We start from the raw sequence: 24,281 nt of genomic DNA, 5'->3' as shown, positions 1-24,281 counted from the left end.
AAGTTCGCGGCGATCGCGGGCCTATTCGGCGGCTTTCGGCGGCTCTTCGGTCGCGGCGGCGGGGGCTGAATTGCCGTTGTCCGCGTCGGTTGCAGCACCATCGTTGGGCGCGGCATCACTGGCGGCGGACTCGGGGGCGACGGCGTCGCCGGGGGCGGCGTCTTTGGGATCCTTGGCCTTGGGCTTGCGGGCGCGGCGGGGCTTCGGCTTGGGCTTGGCCGGAGCGCTTTCGGGCGTCTCCACCAAGCCGCTGTCCTGGCTGTCGGCGGGCGCCAGATCCAGCACATCGTTGCTGGTGGTCTTCTGCGGCTCGGGTGCGACGGCGACGTTGTCGCTGTTGGTATTGTTGGTATTGGTATTGTTGCTGTTGTTGTCCTGCGCGGCAGCGTCCCGCGACCTGTCGCCGGTGTCGTCGCCACGATTGTCGCCCTGCGCGGGCTGCTGATTCTGGCGCGGCTCGTCCCGGTCGCGCTGGCGATCACGGTTCTGCTGTTCCTGCTGCTCGCGCTTGGCATCGGCTTCGCGCTGCGCCTCGCCCACAAGGCGGGTATAATGCTCGGCGTGCTGCTGGAAGTTCTCGGTGGCCACGCGATCGTTGCTCAACTGCGCGTCGCGGGCCAGCTGGTTGTATTTCTCGATGATCTGTTGCGGCGTGCCACGGACCTTGCCCTCGGGGCCAGAGCTGTCGAAAACGCGATTGACAATATTGCCGACCGACGACCGGTTGCGGTTCGACTTCGACCGCGATCGTGACTTGGAAGATCTCATACGTAGTTTTCTCGGCCTTAGTTTCTGCCTTCAGCGCGGCGAGGCAATTCTGCCCGGTCTCGATACAGCGCTGTCCATTTTACGGCTTAGCGTCGGGGGAACAGCCTTCGTTGGCGCTCCAAGCATCCGACTTCTCGGTGTAAACCATGCACGGCGGGGCAAGACAAGCAAAAATTGGGCACAAGGTGAACCCTTTGGCGGCCTCAACCGCACGACAGGGTCATGACCCGGCCCCGGTCGTCAAGGTCCGGCAGGCAGGCCACGCGGGCAAATCCGGCGTCGCGGGCTATCCGGCCCACGTCGTCTTCCTGCCCCACCCCGATCTCAAGCAGGACGCGCCCGCCCTCGGCCAGCAGCGCGGGCACCCCCGGCAGGATGCGGCGATAGGCGTCCAGCCCGTCACCGCCCGGCGTCAGCGCACCGCGCGGTTCCCAATCGCGCACTTCCGGCGACAGGGTCGCGTGGTCGGCTTCGGTGATATAAGGCGGGTTCGATACGATCAGGTCGAAGGGGCCGGCCACGCCGGTCAGCCAGTCGCCCTTGCGCAGGTCGGCGCGGTCCCGCACGCCCAATGCACGCGCGTTGCGCGCCGCCACCGCCAGCGCGGCCTCGGAGGCGTCAATGCCCAGCCCCGTTGCCTTGGGCCATTCCGCCAGAAGGGTCAACAGGATACAGCCGCTGCCGGTGCCCAGATCCAACAGGCGCGCGGCGGGCCGGTCCAGGGCCGCCAGCACCAGCGCCTCGGTCTCGGGGCGCGGATCCAGCACATCGGGGGTGACGTGGAAATCGCGCCCGAAGAAAGCCCGGGTGCCGGTGATCTGTGACACAGGCTGGCGGGTCGCGCGTGCGGCAATGGCGGCCTCGAATCGGGTCTGCGCCGTCTCGGGCAGCGGATCGTGCAGCAGCAGGGTCAGGCGGCCCGGCGGCACCTGCATCGCATGGGCCAGAAGGCGGCGGGCATCGCCCATGGGGGCCACTATCCCCGCCGCTTTCAGACGCGGCAGAGCGGCCTGCAGCGCCTGGGCGCCGGTCATGCCTGCATATCCGCCAGTTGCGCGGCCTGCGCATCGGATATCAGCGCGTCGATGAAGTCATCCAGATCGCCCGCCAGCACCTGATCCAGCTTGTAAAGCGTCAGGTTGATGCGGTGATCGCTGACCCGCCCTTGCGGAAAATTATAGGTGCGGATGCGTTCCGAACGGTCGCCCGACCCCACCTGCCCCTTGCGATCCGCCGCGCGTTCATCGGCCAGCCGCTGGCGTTCTTCATCATAAAGACGCGTCTTCAGCACCTGCATGGCGATGGCGCGGTTCTGATGCTGTGACTTCTCGGAACTGGTGACGACGATGCCGGTGGGCACATGGGTGATCCGCACCGCCGAATCGGTGGTATTCACGTGCTGGCCACCGGCGCCGCTGGCGCGCATGGTGTCGATGCGCAAATCGCCGGGATCTATGTGGATGTCCACATCTTCAGCTTCCGGCAGCACCGCCACGGTCGCTGCCGATGTATGCACCCGCCCCCCGGATTCGGTGGTTGGCACCCGCTGCACCCGGTGCACGCCGCTTTCGAACTTCATCCGGGCAAACACCCCGGCGCCGTCGATGCGGGCGACAACCTTGGATATGCCGCCCAATTCGGTGCCGGTTTCTTCCAGGATTTCAAAGCGCCAGCCGCGCGCCTCGGCATAGCGCTGGTACATGCGCAGCAGATCGCCGGCAAACAGGGCCGCCTCGTCACCGCCGGTGCCGGGACGGATCTCGATCAGGGCGGCGCGTTCGTCGGCGGCATCCTTGGGCAACAGCGCCAGTTGCAGCGCGTGTTCGACCTCGGGCAATTGCGCGGTCAGCTCGGGCAGTTCGTCCTCGGCCAGCTCCTTCATCTCGGGATCGTCCAGCATCGATTCCGCCTCGGCGATGTCCTTGCGCAATTGGCGATAGCGGTGGATCTGGGTCACTACCGGGCGCAGGTCGGAATATTCCTTGGCCAGCGCGGCGATATCCTCGCCCGCCGTGCCGTCGGCCATTCTGGCTTCGAGGTATTCGAACCGGGCCGTGATCTGCTCTAGCTTGTCTTCAGGTACCATGCCTGTGGCATCTGTCCGACCCAAGCCATCGGGTCAAGAGGGATTGGGCAGAGACCGGGCCCGCAAGGCCTGCATCCAGGCGGTGACCCGCGCCGCGTTGACCCCCAGATCATCGCGGCCGAACCGTTGCCGGGCAAAGACAACCAGCCGCGCGCCATCGCTTTCGGGCACGCCCCGCACCGAGATGTAATCGGGAAACCCCCAAAGGGCCGAGCGGGCAACAAAGGTCACGCGGTCCGGGCTTTCGGCCAGAACCCGCACGCGTGGTGTCTGCAACGCCACTTCGGTCAGGGCTGCAAGCGCCTGATCCGGTGCAGCGGCCACCACCACACCCGGCTGATCGCCATCGCCCGGACGATACAGAACATGTGCCTTGTCCTGAGGACGCGTCACCGTCAGCGGGTCCACATGCCAGACCGCCGGATCCGACGGCGCCAGCCGGACATAGAGCATCGCCGCGGCGACCAGCATCGCCAATCCGATTGCAATCCAAACCATCACGCGCATCTGCCTGCTTTCCTGATCCTGACATTCAGGTAGGCCTTGCGCCGCCCTGCGCAACCCCGTCCCATTCCGGCGCGGATCGGGCAACCGGCTGGACAAGCCCGCCCGGCTCTGCCCATCTGCGGCAACCCCTGCCGTGGAGATCCCGATGACCGACGACCTGATCCATGACCCCAAGGGCGGCATGCCCCGCCTGCTGGAAATCATGCGCCGCCTGCGCGACCCCGACAGCGGCTGCCCCTGGGACATCGAGCAGACCTTCGACACCATCGCCCCCTATACCATCGAGGAAGCCTATGAGGTCGCCGACGCCATCGAACGCGGCGCCATGGGCGAGTTGAAGGGCGAATTGGGCGATCTGCTGTTGCAAGTGGTCTATCACGCCGAGATCGGCACCGAGGCCGGGCATTTCGATTTCGACGCCATTGCCAACGGCATCTCGGACAAGATGGTGGACCGCCACCCCCATGTGTTCGGCGATGAAAGCCGCGACAAGTCGGCGGAACAACAGACGCTGGACTGGGAAACCCAGAAGGCGCGCGAACGGGCGTCCCGACAACGCGCCGGTGTGCTGGCCGATGTGGCCCTGGGACTGCCGGCGGCGATGCGGGCGCAAAAGCTGCAGAACCGTGCCGCCCGCGTCGGTTTCGACTGGCCCGACACCAGCATGGTTCTGGACAAGCTGGCCGAGGAAAGCCGCGAGTTGGTCGAAGCCCGCGACACCCTGGGGGCCGCCGAGATTGCCGAGGAATTCGGCGACCTGCTGTTCGTGGTTATCAACCTGGGCCGACATCTGGGCGTGGACACTGAAACGGCCCTGCGCGCCGCCAACGCCAAGTTTACCCGCCGATTCGAAGCCATCGAGGCCGCGCTGGCCGCGCAGGGCCGCGCCCCCGAGGACTCCTCGCTGGAGGAAATGGACGCCATCTGGAACGCGACCAAGGCCGCGGAAAAGGCCGCGCGCCAGGGCTGAGCGCCCGGCAATCGCCCCGGCACAGATCCGCGGCGCGACATTCCGACTTTTTTTGTCAGTTATCCCGATCGGGGCCTTGACCGGCCCCGCAAGTTTCGATTTATCTCCGCCAAACACGACAAAAACAGTCAAGCTAAAACCGGAGTTTCCTGATGCTGACCCGTCTGAACCATGGCCTGAGCGCCGCCTTTCTGGTCGTTGCCGCAGTTCCCGCCTTCGCGGATGAGGTCAACGTGTATTCCTACCGCCAGCCCGAACTGGTGGAACCGCTGTTCGACGCCTTCACCGAGGAAACCGGCATCTCCGTCAATTCGGTGTTCCTCAGCAAGGGTCTGGTCGAGCGTCTGAAATCCGAAGGCGACCGCTCCCCCGCCGACCTGGTGCTGACCACCGACATCTCGCGCCTGTCGCAACTGGTGGAAGAAGGCGTCACCCAGCCGGTCGAAAACGCCACGCTCGAGGCCCAGATCCCGGCGCTGTTCCGTGATCCCGGCAACCAGTGGTTTGGCCTGACCAGCCGCGCGCGGGTCGTCTATGCCTCGAAAGACCGTGTCGCCGATGGCGAGGTGACCACCTATGAAGACCTGGCCTCGGACAAATGGGAAGGCCGCATCTGCACCCGTTCGGGCACCAACGCCTATAACGTCGCACTGACGGCGGCGGTGCTGGCGCATCACGGCGAAGACGGGGCCACCGAATGGCTGGAAGGGGTCAAATCCAACCTGGCCCGCAAGCCCCAGGGCAATGACCGCGCACAGGTCAAGGCAATCTGGGCCGGCGAATGTGACATCGCCATCGGCAACACCTACTACATGGGCCTGATGCTGAAGGACGACGAACAGAAGGCCTGGGCCGACAGCGTGCGCATCGTCTTCCCCACCTTCGAGGACGGCGGCACCCATGTGAACGTCTCGGGCATGGCAATGACCAAATCCGCGCCCAACCGCGAGAATGCCATCAAGCTGATGGAATTCCTGTCCTCGACCGCAGGCCAGGAACTCTATTCCGAGATCAACAACGAATATCCTGTCGACCCGAGCGTTCCGGCCTCGGAGCTGGTCTCCTCGTGGGGCAGCTTCACCGCCGATGACGTGAACCTCATGGATCTCGCCAAACTGCGCCCGGCCGCCCTGCGCCTGACCGAAACCGTCGATTTCGACGGCTGATCGCGGACCTGACCCGCGATATGCCCCGGCGTCCCCACCGCCGGGGCTTTTCTTTTTCTCCCAACCTGCCAAGACTGCGCACATGAGCACAGACAACGCCCCCACCCCGCGCAAGATCATCATCGACACCGATCCCGGACAGGACGATGCCGTCGCCATCCTGCTGGCACTGGCGTCGCCGGAAGAGATCGATCTGCTTGGCATCACCACCGTGGCCGGCAATGTGCCGCTGGCACTGACCTCGAAGAACGCCCGCATCATCTGCGAACTGGTCGGGCGCAGCGACGTGAAGATCTATGCCGGGGCCGAGGCACCACTCGAACGCCTCCTGCGCACGGCAGAACATGTCCACGGCGACACCGGGCTGAACGGCCCTGCCCTGCCCGATCCGTTAATGCCGCTGCAGGACACCTCCGCGGTGGATTTCATTGTCGACACGCTGCGGCGCGAACCCGCGGGCAGCGTCACCCTGTGCCCCCTCGGCCCGCTCACCAACATCGCCATGGCGCTGCAACAGGCGCCCGACATCGCCCCCCGCATTGCCGGGATCGTGCTGATGGGCGGCGCCTATTTCGAGGTCGGCAACATCACCCCGGCGGCGGAATTCAACATCTACGTCGATCCCGAAGCGGCACAGATCGTCTTTGCATCCGGCGTGCCGCTCACGGTGATGCCGCTGGATGTGACCCACAAGGCGCTGACCACCGAACCGCGGGTCGAGGCCTTCCGCAACATGGGCACCCCGGTGGGCCGCGCCGTGGCCGAATGGACCGATTTCTTCGAACGCTTCGACATGGAGAAATACGACAGCCCCGGTGCCCCCCTGCACGACCCTTGCGTCATCGCCTGGCTGATCCGGCCCGAACTCTTTTCAGGACGCTTCATCAACGTCGAGATCGAGACCCAAAGCGCGTTGACCCGTGGCATGACCGTCGCCGACTGGTGGGGCGTCACCGACCGGGCGCCCAACGCCCTGTTCATCGGAGATGTGGATGCCGACGGCTTCTTCAAACTGCTGATCGACCGCATCGCGCGGCTCTAGGCGCACATTTCCGGGGCCCAACTTCTTCTTGGCCTAAATACTCTCGTCGAAGGCGTCCCGCCCCCTGCCAAAGGCGCATGGCATCCGGGGGCCGCAGAACCTATATCTTCTGTATCCCTTAGAGGCTCGCCATGACGCTCCAGATCCCATTCGACAACAGCTACGCCCGCCTGCCGGACCGATTCTATGTCCGGCAACCCGCCGATCCGGTGACCCGTCCCGGCCTGATCGTGATCAACGCCGCCCTTGCGGCGGATCTGGGGATCGAGGCCGAAGCCCTGGCCAGCGAGGCGGGTCTCGCCGTTCTCGCCGGCAACGCCGTGCCCGAGGGTGCGGCACCGCTGGCGCAGGCCTATGCCGGGCACCAGTTCGGCGGCTGGTCGCCGCAACTGGGCGATGGCCGGGCGCTGCTGCTGGGCGAGGTTCTGGACCGAAACGGCAACCGCCGCGACATCCAGCTCAAGGGTTCGGGCCGCACGCCGTTTTCGCGCATGGGCGATGGCCGCGCCTGGCTTGGCCCGGTGCTGCGCGAATACGTGGTCTCGGAAACGATGCACGCCATGGGCATCCCCAGCACCCGCGCGCTGGCCGCCGTCACCACCGGCGACCGGGTGTTCCGCGAAGGCGGCGCAATGCCCGGCGCGGTGCTGACCCGCGTGGCCGCCAGCCATATCCGCGTCGGCACCTTCCAGTATTTCGCCGCTCGTGGCGATGAGGAGGCCGTGCGGCTGTTGGCCGACCACGCGCGGACCCGCCACTACCCGCAGGCCGAAACCGCGCTGGACCTGCTGAACGCGGTGATCGACGCGCAGGCCCGGCTGATCGCGAAATGGCTGGGCGTGGGGTTCATCCACGGGGTGATGAATACCGACAACATGACGATCTCGGGCGAGACCATCGACTATGGCCCCTGCGCCTTCATGGATCGGTTCGAGTCCGGCAAGGTCTTCAGTTCCATCGACCAGTTCGGCCGCTATGCCTACAACCGCCAGCCCGACATCGCGGTGTGGAACATCGCGCAACTGGCCACCTGCCTGCTGCCGCTGATCAACCCGGACCAGGATCGCGCGGTCGAGATCGCCACCAAGGCTGTGCACCGCTTCCCGGAGGTGTTCGCGCTGGAATGGCTGGCGGTGTTCCGCGCCAAGCTGGGGCTGACCGCCGATCCCGACGACGGGGATCTGGCCGAGGCTGACAGCCATCTGATCAACGACCTGCTGTCCGCGATGGAAACCGGGCGCGCCGATTTCACCAACACTTTCGCCGGTCTGGCCACCGGCACCGCCGAGCAGGCCTTTGCCGACCCCGCCCCGCTGGCCCCGTGGCAAGCGCGCCATACCGCCCGGCTGGCGCAACAGGGCGGTGCCGACACCGCGGCGATGGGTGCCGCCAACCCGCAGGTCATTCCGCGCAACCATATGATCGAGGCGATGATCTCCAGTGGCGTCGAGGGCGACCTCGCCCCCTTTCGCGCCCTGCTGGAAACCGTCACCCGGCCCTTTGACGCCGCACCCGAAAGCTTCACCCGCCCGCCCGAACCGGACGAGGAAGTGCGCCAGACCTTCTGCGGCACCTGAACCTGCCTTCGCCTGAGCGCCGGTGCCGCAGGTTTAGAGGTGGAGACGGCGGCACAAATCCCGTAAGTCAGTGCCCATCGAAGCCACGAGACGACGCGATGACCGACACCATCACAGCCCGCTGCGAAGAAAAGGGCCTGCGCATGACCGAGCAGCGACGGACCATTGCCATGGTCCTGGAGCGGACCTCGGATCACCCCGATGTGGAAGAGCTCTACACCCGCGCCTCGGCGGTGGATCCGCGCATTTCGATCGCCACGGTCTATCGCACGGTCAAACTGTTCGAGGAGGCCGGCATCCTCGAAAAGCATGAATTCGGCGATGGCCGGGCGCGCTATGAAAGTGCCGACCGCGATCACCACGATCACCTGATCGACATGAACTCGGGCGAGGTCATCGAATTCGTCGATGCCGAGATCGAGGAGCTTCAGGAACGCATTGCCGCCAAGCTGGGCTACGAGTTGAAGGGCCATCGGCTGGAGCTTTACGGCGTGCCCAAGAAGCGCCCCGGCTGAGCGGTCCGCCGCCGTCCCCCGATCCGGTGGCTTGCAGCGCCGTCGCCTTTCGGCGATGTCGGACAGGCATTCGGCGCGCGCGGCAAGGGTCGCGATGGCGCCGCTCCTAACAACATGTGACGGCAATGGAAAACATCCGCGGCATCGTGCTGATGGTCGCCTCGATGGCGGGCTTCGCGCTGGAAGACATGTTCGTCAAATCGGTGGCAGACGGGCTGCCGGTCAGCCAGATCCTGATCCTGCTGGGATTCGCGGGCGCCCTGATCTTCGGCATCTGGGCCAAACTGCGCGGCGAGCGTCTTCTGCCGCCGGAAATCAAGAACCCCCTGATGATCCTGCGCAACCTTGGCGAGATGATCGGCACCGTGATGTTCGTCAATGCCATCGTGCTGATCCCGCTGGCCACGGCCTCGGCCATCCTGCAGGCCACGCCGCTGGCGGTGACGCTGGGCGCGGCGCTGTTCATGGGGGCCGAGGTCGGCTGGCGGCGCTGGTCGGCAATCCTTGTGGGATTCGCCGGGGTGCTGATGGTGGTCCGCCCCGGTCTGGCCGGGTTCGATCCGGCGTCGTTGCTGGCCGTTGGCGCGGTCTTCTGCCTTGCGGCGCGGGATCTGGCCACGCGCGCGGCCCCGGCGCATCTGTCCTCGCCGGTGTTGTCCTGCTGGGGCTTTGTCGCCGCCGGTGTGGCCGGTCTGGTGCTGATCCCGGTGTCAGGCGCGCCGCGCTGGCCTGCGCCGGATCACTGGCTGATGCTGGGCGGCGCCCTGGGCTGCGGTGTCGCGGCGTATTACGCCATCACGCTGGCGATGCGGGTGGGCGATGTGGCGGTTGTGACCCCGTTTCGCTATTCCCGCCTGATCTTCGCGGTCATCATCGGGATGCTGGTTTTCGGCGAACGGCCTGACCTGTGGACGCTGATCGGATCGGCCGTGATCATCGGGTCGGGGCTGTACACCTTGATGCGGGAACAGATGCGCCGCCGGGCCGCGCAGCGGGCGTTGGCTGGGCGGACGCCTTGATTGCGCTAACATGCCCCACAACTGACGCTTCCCCCGGCAGGGGCAGCAGGGTAAACAACGCGCAGATCAACTTGCGCACAGCGAAGGAACCGTCTTCATGAGCATCATCATCGACATCGTCGGCCGCGAAATCCTGGACAGCCGGGGCAACCCGACCGTGGAAGTGGACGTGATCCTGGAGGACGGCACCCTGGGCCGCGCCGCCGTGCCCTCGGGGGCCTCGACCGGCGCCCATGAGGCCGTGGAAAAGCGCGACGGCGACAAGTCCCGCTATTCCGGCAAGGGCGTGCTGGACGCCGTCGCCGCCGTCAATGGCGAGATTGCCGAAAGCCTGGTGGGCATGGATGCGACCGAGCAGGTCGCCATCGACGGCACCATGATCGAACTGGACGGCACCCCCAACAAGGGCCGATTGGGCGCAAATGCCATCCTCGGCGTGTCGCTGGCCGCTGCCAAGGCTGCGGCGGATTACACCGGCCAGCCGCTGTATCGCTATGTCGGCGGCACCTCGGCCCGGGTCCTGCCGGTGCCGATGATGAACATCATCAACGGCGGCGAGCATGCCGACAACCCGATCGACATCCAGGAATTCATGATCATGCCGGTCAGCGCGACCAACATCCGCGACGCGGTGCGCATGGGGTCGGAAGTGTTCCACACCCTGAAGAAGGAACTGTCGGGCGCGGGCTATAACACCGGCATCGGCGATGAGGGCGGCTTCGCACCGGGGCTGTCGTCGACCAACGAGGCGCTGGACTTCATCCTGCGGTCGATCGAGAAGGCCGGCTACAAGCCCGCCGAAGACATCTATCTCGCGCTCGACTGCGCCTCGACCGAATACTACCGCGACGGCAAATACGACATGAAGGGCGAGGGCAAGGTTCTCAGCTCGGCTGAAAACGTCGCCTATCTGGCCGATCTTTGCGCCAACTACCCGATCATCTCGATCGAGGACGGCATGGCCGAGGATGACTGGGACGGCTGGAAGGCCCTGACCGACGCCATCGGAGACAAGGTGCAACTGGTGGGCGACGACCTGTTCGTGACCAACCCGGTGCGTTTGGCGGATGGCATCAAGCAGGGCGTGGCGAACTCGATGCTGGTGAAGGTCAACCAGATCGGCTCGCTGACCGAGACCCTCAAGGCCGTCGATATGGCGCATCGCGCGCGCTATACAAACGTGATGTCGCACCGTTCGGGCGAGACCGAGGACGCGACCATCGCCGATCTGGCGGTTGCCACTAATTGCGGCCAGATCAAGACCGGCTCGCTGTCGCGCTCGGACCGGCTGGCCAAATACAACCAGTTGATCCGCATCGAAGAGATGCTGGGCGAAACCGCCGAATATGCCGGGCGGTCGATCCTGAAGTAATCCTTGCCGACATGGCACCACGAAGGGGGCCGCAATGGCCCCCTTTTGCATGTGTGGGAAAGGCAGGTTGGCAGACAGGCAGCGGGACGGGCGGTTATTCGAACCAGCCCTTTTCAACCTCGGGCAGACCCATCAGCGACTCTTCGGTGTGGCGTGTGACCAGCGCATAGTCGTCATCGCCATCTACCAGCGGAACGATGCGCACATTTTCCATCGGCAGCAGCACATGCTTGTCGCCGATGCCCAGGAAGCCGCCCACATCTGCGACGATGCCGACCATCTGGCCGCTGGAGTTCAGAACGATATCCTCGATCTCGCCGATGGCCTTCCAGCTTTGGACCGCGGCGTCGATGGGGCCATCGTCCTTCCACGGCACATCCGACAGGTCGGTGTAGATATTGCCGCCGGTAATGTCATCGGCGACGATCATCGTCGACGGGTCGATTTCCATGGTCGATTTGGTGTCGGCAACGACCGGCAGGGCAAAAGCAGCAAGGGCCAGGGCGGAAACGGTAAACTTTTTCATCGTGTACTCCTTTCGCTTTGTACAGGCTGACAACGGAAGACACCGGCAAAAGGTTCCGAAAAAATTCTTTTTTGTTTTCAAGGGGCCGCAGGGGATACTGTTGACCAAGGGTCAGGCTTGGCCAAGATATCGGGGGCACGGGACCGGGCGGCAACGCCGTGATGTGTCCGGCCAGCTAGGGGAAATATCGCATGGATCAGATGACCGCCGACCAGATCATCGCCGCGTTGAATCTGTCGCCGCATCCCGAAGGCGGTTGGTATGCCGAAACCTGGCGTGCGGCCAGCGGGTCGGGTCAGAGGCCGACCGGAACGGCGATCTATTTTCTTCTGAAAGCGAGCGAGCGCAGCCATTGGCACCGGGTGGATGCAACAGAGATCTGGCACCACTACGCGGGCGCGCCGCTGACCCTGCACCTGGCGGAATCCGAGGCTGGCCCGGCGACCGCGCAGACCCTGGGCCCCGATCTGGGCGCCGGGCACAGGCCGCAGGGGATCGTGCCGCCGCACTGGTGGCAGGCGGCGGAAAGCCAAGGCGGTTGGACGCTGGTGGGATGCACCGTTTCGCCGGGGTTCGATTTCGCCGGATTCGAACTGGCACCTGCGGGCTTCGACATTCCGCGCGGGGCCGCAAGTGACGTTTGAGATCACCCCTGCCGACTGGTCCGGGTTCCAGATCGTCATGGGCCCCAAGGGCGGTTGCGGCGGCTGCTGGTGCCGATTGTGGCGGGTGCCGAAGAAAGTCCATGACGCCGACAAGGGCGACGGCAACCGCGACGCCATGCGCGCCCTCTTCGACAGCGGCGCGGTGCCGGGTCTGCTGGCCATGGACGGAGCAACGCCGGTGGGCTGGATTTCGGTCGCCCCCCGGACGGAGTTTCCCCGGCTCAAGGCCTCGCGGATCCTGCAGCCGGTGGACGATCTGCCGGTGTGGAGCGTGTCGTGTTTTCTGGTCATGCCGCCCTATCGGCGGCAGGGGCTGTCCGTACACCTGCTGCAGGCCGCCTGCGCCTTCGCGTCTGAACGCGGTGCCCCGGCGATCGAGGGCTATCCCATCGACGGGAAAGACAAATACCCGCCGGTCTATGGCTGGACGGGGTTCGCCGGCGCCTATCGCAGCGCCGGCTTTACCGAAATCGCGCGCCGGTCTCGGACGCGGCCCATCATGCGCAAGTCGTTGGACTGAGCCTCAGGCCCCGCGCACATACTCTACAAGCTGGGTGGTGGAGCCGTCCTTGCCTTCGGTGGTGGCATGGCCTTCCAGCACCGGTTTCAGGGCGTTGGCCAGTTCCTTGCCCAGTTCCACGCCCCATTGGTCGAAGCTGTTGATCCCCAGGATCACCCCTTCGACAAACACCCGGTGTTCATAAAGCGCGATAATCTGGCCCAGCACCTCGGGCGTGAGCTGCGGGTAGATCAGTGTCGTCGAAGGCCGGTTGCCCGGGAACACCCGGTGCCGGGCCTGGCGGTCCAGCTCGGCCCCTTGCAGACCGGCGGCGGCCATCATGGCGCGTGCTTCCTCCAGCGTCCGGCCGCGCAGCAGGGCTTCGGACTGGGCCAGGCAGTTGGCCACCAGCAGGGTCTGGTGATGCGCCAGATCGGGCTCATGCCCCTTGGCGCCCAGGATGAACTCGCAAGGCACAACGGCGGTGCCCTGGTGGATCAACTGATAGAAGGCGTGCTGGCCGTTGGTGCCGGGTTCGCCCCAGACGACGGGGCCGGAGACCCGCGTCAGGTCCTGCCCGTCCATGCTGACCCGCTTGCCGTTGCTCTCCATCTCAAGCTGCTGAAGATAGGCCGGCAGGCGCGACAGGCGCTGATCGTAGGGCAGCACGGCGCGGCTGCCGTGACCGCAGACCTGGTGGTGCCACAGCCCCACCAGCGCCAGCAGCACCGGCATGTTGGCGTTCAAAGGTGCTTCGCGGAAATGGGTGTCCATCGCCGCCCCGCCGGCCAGAAAGCGGCGGAAGTTCGACGGGCCGATGCCCAGCATCAGGGCCAGCCCCACCGGCCCCCACATGGAATAGCGCCCGCCGACCCAATCGGCGAAACCGAATACCCGCTCGGGCGGGATGCCGAAAGCGGCGGTACGCTCGGCCGAGGTGGAGACCGCGCAGAACTGTGCCGCCGGGTCGCTGACGGTTTCGGCCATCCAGCGGCGCGCGGTTTCGGCGTTGGTCATGGTCTCGATGGTGGTGAAGGTCTTGGAGGCGACGATCACCAGCGTGGTGGCGGGGTTCAGCCCGGCCAGCGTTTCGGTAATCTGGGCGCCATCCACGTTCGACACGAAGTGCAGCCGCGGACCGTCAGAATAGGGGCTGAGCGCGATGGCCGCCATGGCCGGTCCCAGATCCGAGCCGCCGATACCGATGTTGACCACATCGGTGATCGGCCCGCCCTGCCCCAGCATCACGCCGTTGCGCACATCCTCGGCAAAGGCGTCCATCCGCGCCAGCGTGGTGCGAATTTCCGGCATGATATCGGCGCCATCGACCATCAGGGCGCCATCGAGATTGCGCAGCGCCGTGTGCAACACCGCGCGGCCCTCGGTCTCGTTGATCTTTGCGCCGGCGAACATGGCATCGCGGCGGGCCTCGATCTCGGCCTCTTGTGCCAGGTCCAGCAGCAGGCCGCGCGCGGTGGCGTCGATGTTGGTCTTGGAATAGTCGAACAGAAGATTGCCCAGGCGGACGGAATACTCCGCTGCCCGGCCATTGCCGTCAAACAGCGACAGGATCGGCCGGGATTCGGTTGCGGCACGATGCTGTGCCAGTGCGTTCCAGTTATACGACATGACTTGTTACTCCGCCCAATGGACCGAAGCGGCCCCAAGAATGACAGATACCGGTGCCTGCATCGGATCATCAAGCGCCACGGCCTTTTCCAGCGCGTCGCGTTTGTCGCGCCCGGTAATCAGCACATGAACCGCCAGTGCCGATTTCAGCGCCGGTGCGGTCAGGGTAACGCGTGGCTCGGGCGCACCGGGGGCGGTCACCGCCATCAGCGCAGGCGCGTCATCGTCCAGGGCCGCGGCAAGCTGGTCCGAGCCGGGAAACAGCGAAGCGGTGTGCATGTCTGCGCCCATCCCCAGCAACAGCACCGAAATGGGCAGCAGCGGCGCGATGCGATCCGCCGCCTTGGCAACACCGGCGTCGGACAGGTCGCTGCCGTCGTAATAGCCGATGAACCGGGCCTTTGCCGCCTTGTCCTGCAACAGCCGTTCGCGGATCAGCCGGGCGTTGGAGCGGTCCGAGGTTTCCGGCACCCAGCGTTCGTCGGTCAGCAACACCTGCACGCGGCTCCAGTCCAGGTCCGCCGCACTGAGCGCGTCGAAGGCCGGACCCGGCGTGGTGCCGCCGGGCACCGCGAAGGTCACGGTGTCATGGGTCATCAGCGCGGTGTTCAGATCGCCGGCCAGCTTGTGGGCCAGGTCGATCATCAGAAATTCCCGATCGGGATAGTCTTCCAGGTTCATCCCCTCAACTCCCTCCATCTGCGCCCGTCACGGTGGATCAGTTCCAGCGCGCTTTCGGGACCGGCGCTGCCGGAATCATAACCGTCGGGCTGCTGATCCCCGTTTTCCCAGGCTTCGATGATCGGATCGGACCAGGCCCAGGCCGCCTCGACCTCGTCGCCGCGCATGAACAGGGTCTGGTTGCCCCGGATCACATCCATGATCAGCCGTTCGTAGGCGTCCGGGATGTCCTTCAGCTTGACGCCCAGGATTTCAGAGAACGTCATGTCGAGGGGCACATCCACCAGGCGCATGCCGCCCGGCCCCGGTTCCTTGATGGTCAGGCGCAGGTCGATGCCTTCGTTGGGCTGCAACCGGATCGACATCTCGTTTGCCGCACTGCCGCTGTTCGGCCCGAAGATCGAATGCGGGGTTTCCTTGAACCGGATGACGATTTCCGAGGTGCGGTTGCGCAGGCGTTTGCCGGTGCGCATGTAGAACGGCGTGCCTTGCCAGCGCCAGTTCGAGATCTGCACCTTCATCGCCACGAAGCTTTCGGTGATGCTGTCGGGATCCTCCACGTCTTCCAGATAACCGGTCAGATCCTTGCCGGCGCGATACTGGCCGCGCACCACGTCCGTAGGCGGCACCGGGTCCAGCGCCCGGATCACCTTCAGCTTCTCGTCGCGGACCGCGTCGGGCTCAAACCGCGACGGCGGCTCCATCGCGATCAGGCACAAAAGCTGCATCAGGTGGTTCTGGACCATGTCGCGCATGGCCCCGGATTTGTCATAATAGCTGCCACGTCCGCCGACACCGACGGTTTCGGCCACGGTGATCTGAACGTGGTCGATGAACTGGGCGTTCCACAGCGGTTCGAACAGGATGTTGGCAAAGCGCACGGCCATCAGGTTCTGCACCGTTTCCTTACCGAGATAATGGTCGATCCGGTAAATCTGACCTTCGTCGAAATAGGTCGCCAGCGCGGCGTTCAGCGCCTTGGCAGACTTCAGATCGCGGCCAAAGGGCTTTTCCACCACGATACGGCTGTCCTCATCGGCAAGGCCCTTGGTTTTCAGCCGTTCCGCGATATCCCCGAACAGCGACGGTGCAACCGAGAAATAGAAGGCCCGCACCACGCCGTCGCGCAACAGCCCGCGCAATTCCGCCCAGCCGTCATCGCCGGTGGCATCGACGGTGACGAATTCCAGGTGCCGCAGGAAGCCTTCGATCACATCATCGGGCTTGGATTCCAGATCGGCGAACTCCAACAGGGCTTCGCGCACCACTTGTCGATAGGCGGTCACATCCATTTGGGATCGCGCGGCCCCGATCAGCTTGGCATCCTCGGGCATCTGTCCCGAGGCAAAGCGGCGAAACAGACCTGGCAGGATCTTGCGGCGCGCCAGATCGCCTGTGGCGCCGAAAATCACCAGGTCGAAGCTGTCGACCGGTATCGTGCGAGAAACCATGGTACCCTTTCCCTCCCTGGAAAGCCCTTGTCGGGCAGCAGAGCATCCGCGCCCTGATAGCGCAAACATTTCCATTCCAGCGGTTACTAGCAGAACCTGAGATTATCACAAGCGTGTCACTCTATCGCTGCAATGCTTCCCATATGACTGACACAGCAATACAACGGTCATTCGAAAAAGTCGTGGGGCGAGTGGATGAAAGACGTTGCAGCGCAGGTACCGGGTAAGTTCTCCGATCCGTTCGTCACGGCGAAAGGCGAAACGCGCGCTTCGGTGGCGCTGCGCGATCCGCAGACGCTGTGGTTCAACACCGGCACCCTGTGCAACATCGAATGCGTGAACTGCTACATCGACAGCTCTCCCACCAATGATCAACTGGTCTATCTGACCGCCGAAGAGGTCGCGGAATACCTTGACCAGATCGCCACGCGCGGCTGGCCGGTGCGCGAGATCGGCTTTACCGGCGGTGAGCCGTTCATGAACCCGCAGATGATCGCCATGGCCGAGGATGCCCTTGGTCGCGGCTTTTCCGTACTGATCCTGACCAATGCCATGCGCCCGATGATGCGCCCGACGGTCCGGGCCGGTCTGACACGGCTGCAAGAGACGTTTGGCAACAAGCTGACCCTGCGCATCTCGCTTGACCACTGGTCGCCCGCGCACCACGACGAGGAACGCGGCACGGGCAGTTTCGACAAGACCCTTGAGGGCATGATCTGGCTGCGCGAGCAAGGCATCGCGATGGATGTGGCCGGGCGCACCATGTGGGGCGAGGCCGAAGCCGAAGCACGGGACGGCTTTGCCCGGCTGTTCGATGCCCATGGTTTCGACATCGACGCCACTGACCCCGGACGCCTGATCCTGTTTCCCGAGATGGACGCCAGCGTCGATGTGCCCGAGATCACGACCGACTGCTGGGACATCCTTGGCAAAAGCCCCGACGACGTGATGTGCGCCTCAAGCCGGATGGTGGTGCGCCGCAAGGGGTCGGATCATGCCACGGTGCTGGCCTGCACGCTGCTGGCCTATGATCCAGAGTTTGAATTGGGCCGCACGCTGGAAGAGGCCGAACAGCCGGTGCAATTGAACCACCCCCATTGCGCGAAATTCTGCGTTCTGGGCGGCGCCAGCTGCTCGGCCTGATCCCGCAGCCGACACGGCCACAGGACCGGCCAGCCAAAATGCCTCAGGCGTCGATCTGGGCCACCATGCGTTCCAGACGCTCCATCGCACGCACGCCATCGGCAATCTCCGGCACATCGCGCGCCTCGCCGCGCAGGACCGCCGCCGCATCGCGCAGCAACGCGGCATAACCCTTGTGATCCTCGTTCGCCGCGGCCGTGAAATTCGGCGTCCATGACAGGGTATCGCAGGCCGGGTTCAGGGTGGCACCGGGATCTTCGGCCTTGAAGGGCGGATCGCGGTAGAGGGCGACATTGATGATATTGTCCACGTGCAGGCGGGCGTGATCGCCCATGATCCGCAATTCCTCCATCGGGGTGCCGCGCGACTGGACCGTGCCCATCACCACATTGCCGATCACCCCGGCGCCGGTGGTGAAGTTGAGGTGCAGCAGCAGTTTTCCGGGCTGGGGAGAAACGCTGCGCACCTGCATGTCGCCAAAGTCTTCGCCTATGAACCACGGGATCAGATCCATGTAGTGCACGCAGTGATGCAGATAGAAGCCGGTATAGTCCGGCGCGCCCTCGAAATAGGTGGGCGCGGTCATATAGGTACCGCCAAGGCCCAGAATCGCGCCGAATTCACCGCCTTGCAAGACGTTACGGGCGATGCGGTTTCCGGTGGAATAGCGTTTCATGAACCCCACGATCACCGGTTTTCCGGCCGCTTCGGCGGCACGGGCCACAGCGCGCGCGCCCTGGGCGGTGGCGGCGGGCGGCTTTTCCATGAACACCGGCAGCCCGGCCTCCAGCGCGGCGATGGCCGCGGCCTGATGCAGGTCGGGGCCGACCGCCATGCCGATGGCATCCAGACCGGGCGTGGCGATCAGGTCGCGATAACCGCTGTGACAGGCGGTGACCCCGTATTCCAGGGCCGTGCGGCGCAGCGCCGCCGCGTCGCGATCACAAAGGGCGGCGATGCGAATGTCGTTGCGCCCCAGTTGCGGCAGCAGCATCTGCCGTGCGTGACGGCCGCACCCGATCCAGCCGATATTGATCATTGGTCCACCCCTGCCAGTGTGAGCGCATGTCGGATCACCCCCAGCCCGGCGCGCAGCTTGGCGCTTTCATCCTCGCGCGGGGCGCGCCAATGGGCGATGGGCAGGGCGACGCGGTCATCGGCACGGCGGAACGGCTCCAGCGAGATCGGCCCGGAATAGCCCACCTGGTGCAGCGCCCGCATGATGGCCGGCCAGTCCATGTGGCCGGTGCCGGGATGGCCGCGATGGTTCTCGTTGGCCTGAAAATGCACGATGTGACCCCCGGCCAGCCGGATGGCGTCGGGGATCGAGCGATCCTCGATGTTCATGTGAAAGGTGTCCAGCAGCACGCCCAGCCCCGGATCGTTGACGGCCTGCACCACCTCGACGGCTTGCCGGGTGGTGGACAGGATGTCGGTCTCGAACCGGTTCAGCGCCTCGACCGCGAAGGTGATCCCGGCGGCGCGGGCAATCGGCGCCACCTGCGCCAGCCCTTCGACCGTGTGGGCAGCACGGGCCGCAATCTCGGCATCTGTGCGCGGCACCGGGGGTCGACCGGCAAAGACCATCGGTTCGCCATACAGCGGCCCGCCGACGATGGACACGCCCAGTTCCGCCGCCACCTCGACACAGTGCTTCAGGTAGTCCAGCCCGCCCTGCCGCTGCGCCGGATCGTCGGAAGCGATGGAACGTTGCGGCGTCACCCGTGCGGCCAGTACAAGAAACACGCCCGCCTCGGCTGCGGCGGCCTTCACATCGGCCAGAGGCAACGCATCCTCCGGCTCGGGCACCAGCAGTTCGATGAAGTCGAAGCCAAGCCCGGCGGCCGTCTTGAAATAGTGCAGGTCGCGGCCGGTGAACGGACGCGTGAACTGCATGGAGATGATGCCGATGGGATTGTCCAAAGCCTTGTCCTTTCCTAGCCCTTGACCGCGCCCTGCGTCAGCCCCGAGATCAGGCGCTTCTGTACCAGCAGGAACAGCACCGTGGCGGGCATGGCCCCGACGATGCCGCCTGCGGTCAGCAAGCCCCATTGCACTTCGTATTCGCCGATCAGCGTCTGCACCGCGACGGTGATGGTGCGCACGTTACGCCCGCCCAGCGTGAGCGCATAAAGGTATTCGTTCCACGAGGTGATGAAGATGTAGATGCCGGTGGCGATGATCCCCGGCAGACACAGCGGCAGCACCACCCGCACCAGCGCCTGCATCCGGGTACAGCCGTCGGTCATCGCGGCTTCGTCCAGCGATCGCGGGATGCCGTTCATGTAGCTGACCATCATCCAGATCGAGAACGGGATCGCGATGGTGGAATTGGCGATGATCAGCGCCAGATGCGTGTCCAGCAGCCCCAGCACCCGCATCAGCACGAACAGCGGCAAGATCAGCAACACCAGCGGAAACATGTTGATCAGCAGGAATTGCAGCATCAGCAGCCGCTTGCCCGGAAAGTTGAAGCGCGAGAACGCATAGGCGGCGGTGACGCTCAGCGACAGGCCAACCAGAACGGTGCCGCTGGCCACGATCAGGCTGTCCAGCAGGTTGTCACCGAAGCCGACCGTATTGAACAGGCGGGTGTAATTCTCGATGGTGGCATTCCAGATCGACGGGCCTTCTGTGAACAGGGTGCTTTCGCGGCTGATCGAGGTCAGGAACATCCACAGGTACGGGCCCAGCGTAAAGGTCAGGATCGCCAGCATCGGCAGATCGACGGTCAGCAGGCGCTTGCCCAGCGACGGTTTGTGCAGCGCCATCAGGACACCGCCTTTCCGGTCCGCTTCAGATAGAACACCACGACCACCATCAACAGCAGGGTGAACAGCACCGCGATGGCCGAGCCATAGCCGAAGTCCAGATTGGTGCGCGCCTTCACGAAGGCATAGAGCGGCAGCGTGTAGGTGGCATAGCCCGGCCCGCCGCCGGTCATCACGAAGATCACGTCGAAACTGTTGGCGACCCAGATCATCCGCAGCAGCACGGCGGTCATCATCACCCCCGAGATGCCCGGCAGGGTGATGTAGCGAAACTGGTTCCAGGTGCTGGCGCCATCGATCGACGCCGCCTCGTAATAGCTGCGCGGGATGGATTGCAGCCCGGCCAGGATCATCACCGCGAAGAAGGGAAAGCCCTGCCAGGTCAGGGTCAGGATGATCGCCGCCAGCGCGGTATCGGGATCGGCCAGCCACGGGATGGCGCGCTGGATCAGGCCCAGCCGCAGTAGGAACTCGTTGGCGATGCCGTAGTTGCTGTCATAGATCCAGACCCACATCAGCGCGATCACCACCGAGGGCAACGCCCAGGGAATGATGATCAGCGCACGCGCGACGGGCCGCCACGGGAACGGCTGGTTCAGCAACAGCGCGGTGACCAGTCCCAGCAGCAATTGCGCGGGGATGGTGGTGGCCATCCAGATGATGGTGTGGCGCAGCGAAATCCAGAACACCTCGTCCTGAAGGGCGGCCTTGAAGTTGCCCAAGCCCACCCATTCGAAGTCATTGGGACGGAACAGGACATAGTCATGCAGGCTCATCCAGGCGGTCTGCACCATCGGAAAGAACACGATCGCAAGGGTGACGATCACCGCAGGCGACAGCATGGCATAGGGCAGGATCCGCCGCGACAGGGCCCGCGCGGGCGGGACATCGGCGTTCTGGACGGGGGGCAAGGATGCGTCTGTCATGACCTGCGGCGTTCGGGAAAGGAAGACAAGCGGCCGGGGCGCGACAGGCGCCCCGGCCAGGGGAGGACCCTATTTGCCGAAAAGCTCGGCAATCTCGGCATTCATCTCGGCGGGTGTGATGTCCCCGATCAGCACCCGTTGCATCGAGGTCGGCCAGACCGTGTTCACGAAGTCCGCCGTGGCCGAGCTGTTGGGCAGCATTTGCGCGAACGGCAGACTGTCGACGGTGGCTTGCACGAAGCGCTGCGGATGCAGCGACCAGCTTTGGCTGTCGGCCTTGACCACGGGAAGCTGCCCGGTGGCCGCGTTGAACATGGAATTGTTGCCCGCCGAGGACAGGAAGCTGATCCATTTCCAGGCGGCCTCCTTGTCTTCGGCGTTGGCCAGCACGGCGGTGCTTTCGTCCCCGAAGGCGGTCCAGCGTCCGCCGCCGCATTCCGGCACCGGCGCGGCCGACACCTTGTCGCCCAGGGCTTCGACCATGCCGTTGGCCGAGCCGATGTGATGGATCGTCATGGCCGTCTTGCCGGCCTTGAAGCCACCAATGATCTCCTGAAAGCCGTCGTTGGGCGCGGATGGCGGGAAGGCCTCGTCGGTCTGGAACAGGTCGGCTACGAATTGCGTGCCAGCCACCCCCGCTTCGGAGGTCAGCCCATCGGTCAGGCTGACGCCCTCGCGACCCAACGTGAAACTGGCCCAATGGTCGTGCCCGCCCTTGGCACCGCGAAACCCGAAGCCATAGACATCGATCTGGCCATCGCCGTCGGTGTCGCGGGTCAGCGCCTTGGCCGCATCGCGGAATTCCTCGCAGGTGGTGGGCACCGCCAGCCCCAGTTCCTCGAACATGTCGGGGCGGTAATACAGGTACAGCACCACGTATTGCACCGGCAGGTAGTACTGCTTGCCATCCGGTCCCTTGGCCAGCTCCAGCAGGTTGTCCAGAAGCTGGTCCCGCCCGTCCCAGCTTGCCAGTTCGTCGTCGATCGGAGCCAGCGCGCCCATTTCCACCAGTCGGGGCTGGGCGAAGGCCTTGACCATGGCCGCATCGGGCGCGTTGCCGCCGATGATCGCCGTGTACAACTGGTCGTAATAGCTGTTCCATGGCACGTTGTCGGCTTCGATCTTGATGCCGGGATTGGCCTCTTCAAAGGCTGCGATCAGCGCATCCATCGGGTTGTCGGCATTGTCGAAGTGATACCAGAACCGAACCGTGCTGTCGGCCTGCGCCAGACCGGCCACCAGCGCCAGTGCCGAGGCAAACCCCAGTGTTTTCGCGAGTTTCATTCGAAGTCCTCCCTTGCTAGTCCGCCCTTCTCAGGCGGTGATGTCCTGAAAGATCTGCCCGGCGCGGTCGAAAGCGCCCCGCGCTTCCGGCAGCGCCTGCCCCATCTGCATGAAGCCGTGCACAACGCCATCGATCCGGTCATATCGATCGTCCCGCCCCAGCCCGCGCAGGCGGGCAACCAACTGTTCGGTGTCCGACAGCAGCGGGTCGAGTTCGGCGGCATTGAGATAAAGCGACGGCAGCGCGGCCAGTTGCGCATCGCTTGCCCGCAGCGGGGCGACACAGGCATCGGCGCGCATATCGGGATCGGCGTACCAGTTCCAATAGCGATTCATCTTGTCCCGCGTCAGGCCCGGCCCTTCGCCATGCGCGACATAGCTTTCGGTATCGAAATCCGCGTCGTAGACGCCGTAGAACAGCAAGGCCGCGACGGGCAGATACTCTGCCGCGTCGATCATGCGCAGCATCGCCGCGAAGGCCAGGTTCGCGCCGGCACTGTCGCCGCAAATGCCCCAGACACGCGCGCTGTCTCGCCCCCGCCAGGCCGCCAGAACATCCTCAAGACCCGCCGGATAGGGGTTTTCCGGGGCCAGCCGGTAGTCCACCGTCAGAACCGGGCAGGCACAGGCCAGCGCCAGACGCCGGGCCGCGCCTTCGTGCGTGATCGGCGAGCAGAACGCCCATCCACCGCCATGCACATGCAGCAGCGCATGGGTGCCCTTGTCATTGGCGGGCACCACCCAGCGCGCCGGCAGACCCGCATGAAGCACATTGCGCGCCTCGGCCATTTCGGGCAGCGGATCGTTCCAGCGCAGGTTGCACAGGGCGGCCATCGTGCGCCCGTGCTGCGGCGCCATCCGGGTCGGATCGCCAAGGTCCGCATCCTCGCGGGCCAGGCGGTCAAGCACCCGCCGCATCGAGGGGCTGGGCTGGGTCATGTGGACACTCCCTGCAGGGTCAGGTCGGGACCGAAATCCACGATGGTCAGGATATGATGCGACAGCAGCCGGTGCAGTGCGGGCGCATCCCGCGCTGCCAGCGCCTCGATGATCGGCACATGGCGTTCGGCGGTTTCCTCCAGCGCGCGGTTGGGCTGGGACCGCTGGATCTTGTAACGGTGGTTGTGGATCAGGCAGCGGGTCAGGATCGGCGTCACCAGCGGCAGATCGGCGGTTTCGAACAGGCGCAGGTGAAAGGCCCGGTCATAGACCGAAAGCAGGTATTCATCCGCATCCCGCGCGGCATTGCGCATGGCATTCAGCAGATTGCGCAGATCGGCCAGCAATGGTTCGTCGGTGCGCGCGACAACGCGGTCCAGCGTGCTGCATTCCACCTCGTGCCGGATCCTCAGCAGTGCGGCGGCATCGTCGGCATTGCAGGGCGCCACATGAGTGCCGCGATTGGGTTGGCGGATCACCAGCCCCTCCTCGTGCAACTGCATCAGCGCCTCGCGCACCGTGCTTTGGCTGCATTGAAACCGCTGCGCCAGATCCAGCTCGGTCAGGGCCTTTCCGGGCGCCAGATCGCCCAGCACGATGTCCTTTTGCAGCGCCACGAACAGCGCATGGCTGCGGCGGCTGGACTGGCGCGGCACCAGCGTCGGGACCGCGGATGTGTCAAAGCTTTCGATGGCCATGGCCTGCGTGCGCTCCCCGTCGCCCGGTCAACGGGCTTGTTCGTGCA

The 24,281-nt window shown here is 65.1% G+C and carries 25 protein-coding genes; 10 read left to right on the top strand and 15 right to left on the bottom strand.

The window, feature by feature from the left end; translation table 11 throughout:
• Positions 1-21: 21 nt before the first annotated feature.
• The 4 genes from ACP15K_RS07520 to ACP15K_RS07505 form a co-directional block, all read right to left on the bottom strand.
• Positions 22-768, bottom strand: a complete 747-nt coding sequence (locus ACP15K_RS07520; protein WP_193141696.1) for a DUF4167 domain-containing protein — start codon at positions 766-768, stop codon at positions 22-24.
• 203 nt (positions 769-971) lie between these two features.
• Positions 972-1,802, bottom strand: a complete 831-nt coding sequence (gene prmC, locus ACP15K_RS07515; RefSeq protein WP_424990183.1) for a peptide chain release factor N(5)-glutamine methyltransferase — start codon at positions 1,800-1,802, stop codon at positions 972-974.
• Positions 1,799-2,854 carry a peptide chain release factor 1 gene (gene prfA / locus ACP15K_RS07510; RefSeq protein ID WP_424990182.1) on the bottom strand — a complete coding sequence of 352 codons (1,056 nt, stop codon included), beginning with the start codon at positions 2,852-2,854 and terminating at the stop codon, positions 1,799-1,801. Before prfA ends, prmC begins: the two co-directional genes overlap by 4 nt.
• A 33-nt stretch (positions 2,855-2,887) precedes the next feature.
• Positions 2,888-3,352, bottom strand: a complete 465-nt coding sequence (locus ACP15K_RS07505) for a DUF1499 domain-containing protein (protein ID WP_424990181.1) — start codon at positions 3,350-3,352, stop codon at positions 2,888-2,890.
• A 154-nt stretch (positions 3,353-3,506) separates the two neighbouring features.
• Here ACP15K_RS07505 and mazG point away from each other — a divergent pair, with 154 nt between their 5' ends.
• The 7 genes from mazG (at position 3,507) to eno (ending at position 11,022) form a co-directional block, all read left to right on the top strand.
• Positions 3,507-4,331, top strand: coding sequence for a nucleoside triphosphate pyrophosphohydrolase (gene mazG, locus ACP15K_RS07500; RefSeq protein ID WP_424990180.1), 825 nt, complete (start codon positions 3,507-3,509; stop codon positions 4,329-4,331).
• 152 nt (positions 4,332-4,483) lie between these two features.
• Positions 4,484-5,497, top strand: a complete 1,014-nt coding sequence (locus ACP15K_RS07495) for a Fe(3+) ABC transporter substrate-binding protein (RefSeq protein WP_424990179.1) — start codon at positions 4,484-4,486, stop codon at positions 5,495-5,497.
• 82 nt (positions 5,498-5,579) lie between these two features.
• Positions 5,580-6,539: a nucleoside hydrolase gene (locus ACP15K_RS07490; RefSeq protein ID WP_424990178.1), complete on the top strand. Its 960-nt coding sequence runs from the start codon at positions 5,580-5,582 to the stop codon at positions 6,537-6,539.
• A 131-nt stretch (positions 6,540-6,670) separates the two neighbouring features.
• Positions 6,671-8,116, top strand: a complete 1,446-nt coding sequence (locus ACP15K_RS07485; RefSeq protein ID WP_424990177.1) for a protein adenylyltransferase SelO — start codon at positions 6,671-6,673, stop codon at positions 8,114-8,116.
• A 98-nt stretch (positions 8,117-8,214) separates the two neighbouring features.
• A complete protein-coding gene (locus tag ACP15K_RS07480) occupies positions 8,215-8,631 on the top strand; it encodes a Fur family transcriptional regulator (protein ID WP_193141703.1) in 417 nt (138 codons plus the stop codon).
• Positions 8,632-8,756: 125 nt separating this feature from the next.
• Entirely contained in the window at positions 8,757-9,650 is an 894-nt protein-coding gene (locus ACP15K_RS07475; RefSeq protein ID WP_193141704.1) for a DMT family transporter, read from the top strand.
• Positions 9,651-9,747: 97 nt separating this feature from the next.
• Positions 9,748-11,022, top strand: coding sequence for a phosphopyruvate hydratase (gene eno, locus ACP15K_RS07470; RefSeq protein WP_424990176.1), 1,275 nt, complete (start codon positions 9,748-9,750; stop codon positions 11,020-11,022).
• Between the two features lie 94 nt (positions 11,023-11,116).
• Here eno and ACP15K_RS07465 read toward each other — a convergent pair whose 3' ends face one another.
• Positions 11,117-11,548: a PRC-barrel domain-containing protein gene (locus ACP15K_RS07465; RefSeq protein ID WP_193141706.1), complete on the bottom strand. Its 432-nt coding sequence runs from the start codon at positions 11,546-11,548 to the stop codon at positions 11,117-11,119.
• Between the two features lie 200 nt (positions 11,549-11,748).
• On the opposite strand from ACP15K_RS07465, the gene ACP15K_RS07460 reads away from it, so the two are divergent.
• Positions 11,749-12,192: a cupin domain-containing protein gene (locus ACP15K_RS07460; RefSeq protein WP_424990258.1), complete on the top strand. Its 444-nt coding sequence runs from the start codon at positions 11,749-11,751 to the stop codon at positions 12,190-12,192.
• The gene (locus ACP15K_RS07455; RefSeq protein ID WP_424990175.1) at positions 12,182-12,733 is read left to right on the top strand and encodes a GNAT family N-acetyltransferase; all 552 of its coding nucleotides are present in this window, start codon (positions 12,182-12,184) and stop codon (positions 12,731-12,733) included. Before ACP15K_RS07460 ends, ACP15K_RS07455 begins: the two co-directional genes overlap by 11 nt.
• A gap of 3 nt (positions 12,734-12,736) precedes the next feature.
• Here the strand turns inward: ACP15K_RS07455 and pgi are convergent, their stop codons facing one another.
• Genes pgi through zwf form a run of 3 tightly spaced genes read right to left on the bottom strand, consistent with a single transcriptional unit; the run spans position 12,737 to position 16,473 of the window.
• On the bottom strand, positions 12,737-14,341 hold the full coding sequence (gene pgi, locus ACP15K_RS07450) for a glucose-6-phosphate isomerase (RefSeq protein ID WP_424990174.1): 1,605 nt from the start codon (positions 14,339-14,341) through the stop codon (positions 12,737-12,739).
• 6 nt (positions 14,342-14,347) lie between these two features.
• Positions 14,348-15,022 carry a 6-phosphogluconolactonase gene (gene pgl, locus ACP15K_RS07445; RefSeq protein ID WP_424990173.1) on the bottom strand — a complete coding sequence of 225 codons (675 nt, stop codon included), beginning with the start codon at positions 15,020-15,022 and terminating at the stop codon, positions 14,348-14,350.
• Positions 15,019-16,473 carry a glucose-6-phosphate dehydrogenase gene (gene zwf / locus ACP15K_RS07440; protein ID WP_193141709.1) on the bottom strand — a complete coding sequence of 485 codons (1,455 nt, stop codon included), beginning with the start codon at positions 16,471-16,473 and terminating at the stop codon, positions 15,019-15,021. The genes pgl and zwf overlap by 4 nt, the downstream gene beginning before the upstream one ends.
• 195 nt (positions 16,474-16,668) lie before the next feature.
• Between zwf and ACP15K_RS07435 the strand changes: the two genes are divergently transcribed.
• A complete protein-coding gene (locus ACP15K_RS07435; protein ID WP_193141710.1) occupies positions 16,669-17,616 on the top strand; it encodes a radical SAM protein in 948 nt (315 codons plus the stop codon).
• 43 nt (positions 17,617-17,659) lie between these two features.
• On the opposite strand, the gene ACP15K_RS07430 is transcribed toward ACP15K_RS07435, so the two are convergent.
• From ACP15K_RS07430 to ACP15K_RS07400, 7 genes are all read right to left on the bottom strand, one after another.
• Entirely contained in the window at positions 17,660-18,655 is a 996-nt protein-coding gene (locus ACP15K_RS07430; protein WP_424990172.1) for a Gfo/Idh/MocA family protein, read from the bottom strand.
• Positions 18,652-19,539, bottom strand: coding sequence for a sugar phosphate isomerase/epimerase family protein (locus tag ACP15K_RS07425; RefSeq protein ID WP_193141712.1), 888 nt, complete (start codon positions 19,537-19,539; stop codon positions 18,652-18,654). Before ACP15K_RS07425 ends, ACP15K_RS07430 begins: the two co-directional genes overlap by 4 nt.
• Before the next feature lie 14 nt (positions 19,540-19,553).
• A complete protein-coding gene (locus ACP15K_RS07420; protein WP_193141713.1) occupies positions 19,554-20,387 on the bottom strand; it encodes a carbohydrate ABC transporter permease in 834 nt (277 codons plus the stop codon).
• Positions 20,387-21,313 (bottom strand): carbohydrate ABC transporter permease, encoded by a 927-nt coding sequence (locus ACP15K_RS07415; protein WP_424990171.1) that lies wholly within the window; start codon positions 21,311-21,313, stop codon positions 20,387-20,389. Before ACP15K_RS07415 ends, ACP15K_RS07420 begins: the two co-directional genes overlap by 1 nt.
• 69 nt (positions 21,314-21,382) lie before the next feature.
• Positions 21,383-22,597: an ABC transporter substrate-binding protein gene (locus ACP15K_RS07410; RefSeq protein WP_193141715.1), complete on the bottom strand. Its 1,215-nt coding sequence runs from the start codon at positions 22,595-22,597 to the stop codon at positions 21,383-21,385.
• Positions 22,598-22,627: 30 nt separating this feature from the next.
• The gene (locus ACP15K_RS07405) at positions 22,628-23,536 is read right to left on the bottom strand and encodes an alpha/beta hydrolase (RefSeq protein ID WP_193141716.1); all 909 of its coding nucleotides are present in this window, start codon (positions 23,534-23,536) and stop codon (positions 22,628-22,630) included.
• Positions 23,533-24,234, bottom strand: coding sequence for a GntR family transcriptional regulator (locus ACP15K_RS07400; protein ID WP_193141717.1), 702 nt, complete (start codon positions 24,232-24,234; stop codon positions 23,533-23,535). The genes ACP15K_RS07405 and ACP15K_RS07400 overlap by 4 nt, the downstream gene beginning before the upstream one ends.
• Positions 24,235-24,281 lie beyond the last annotated feature (47 nt).

The organism is Fluviibacterium sp. S390, from assembly GCF_049800695.1.
In the GTDB taxonomy this organism is placed as follows: Bacteria; Pseudomonadota; Alphaproteobacteria; order Rhodobacterales; family Rhodobacteraceae; genus Meridianimarinicoccus.
This window is presented reverse-complemented; position numbering and strand designations above follow the sequence as displayed.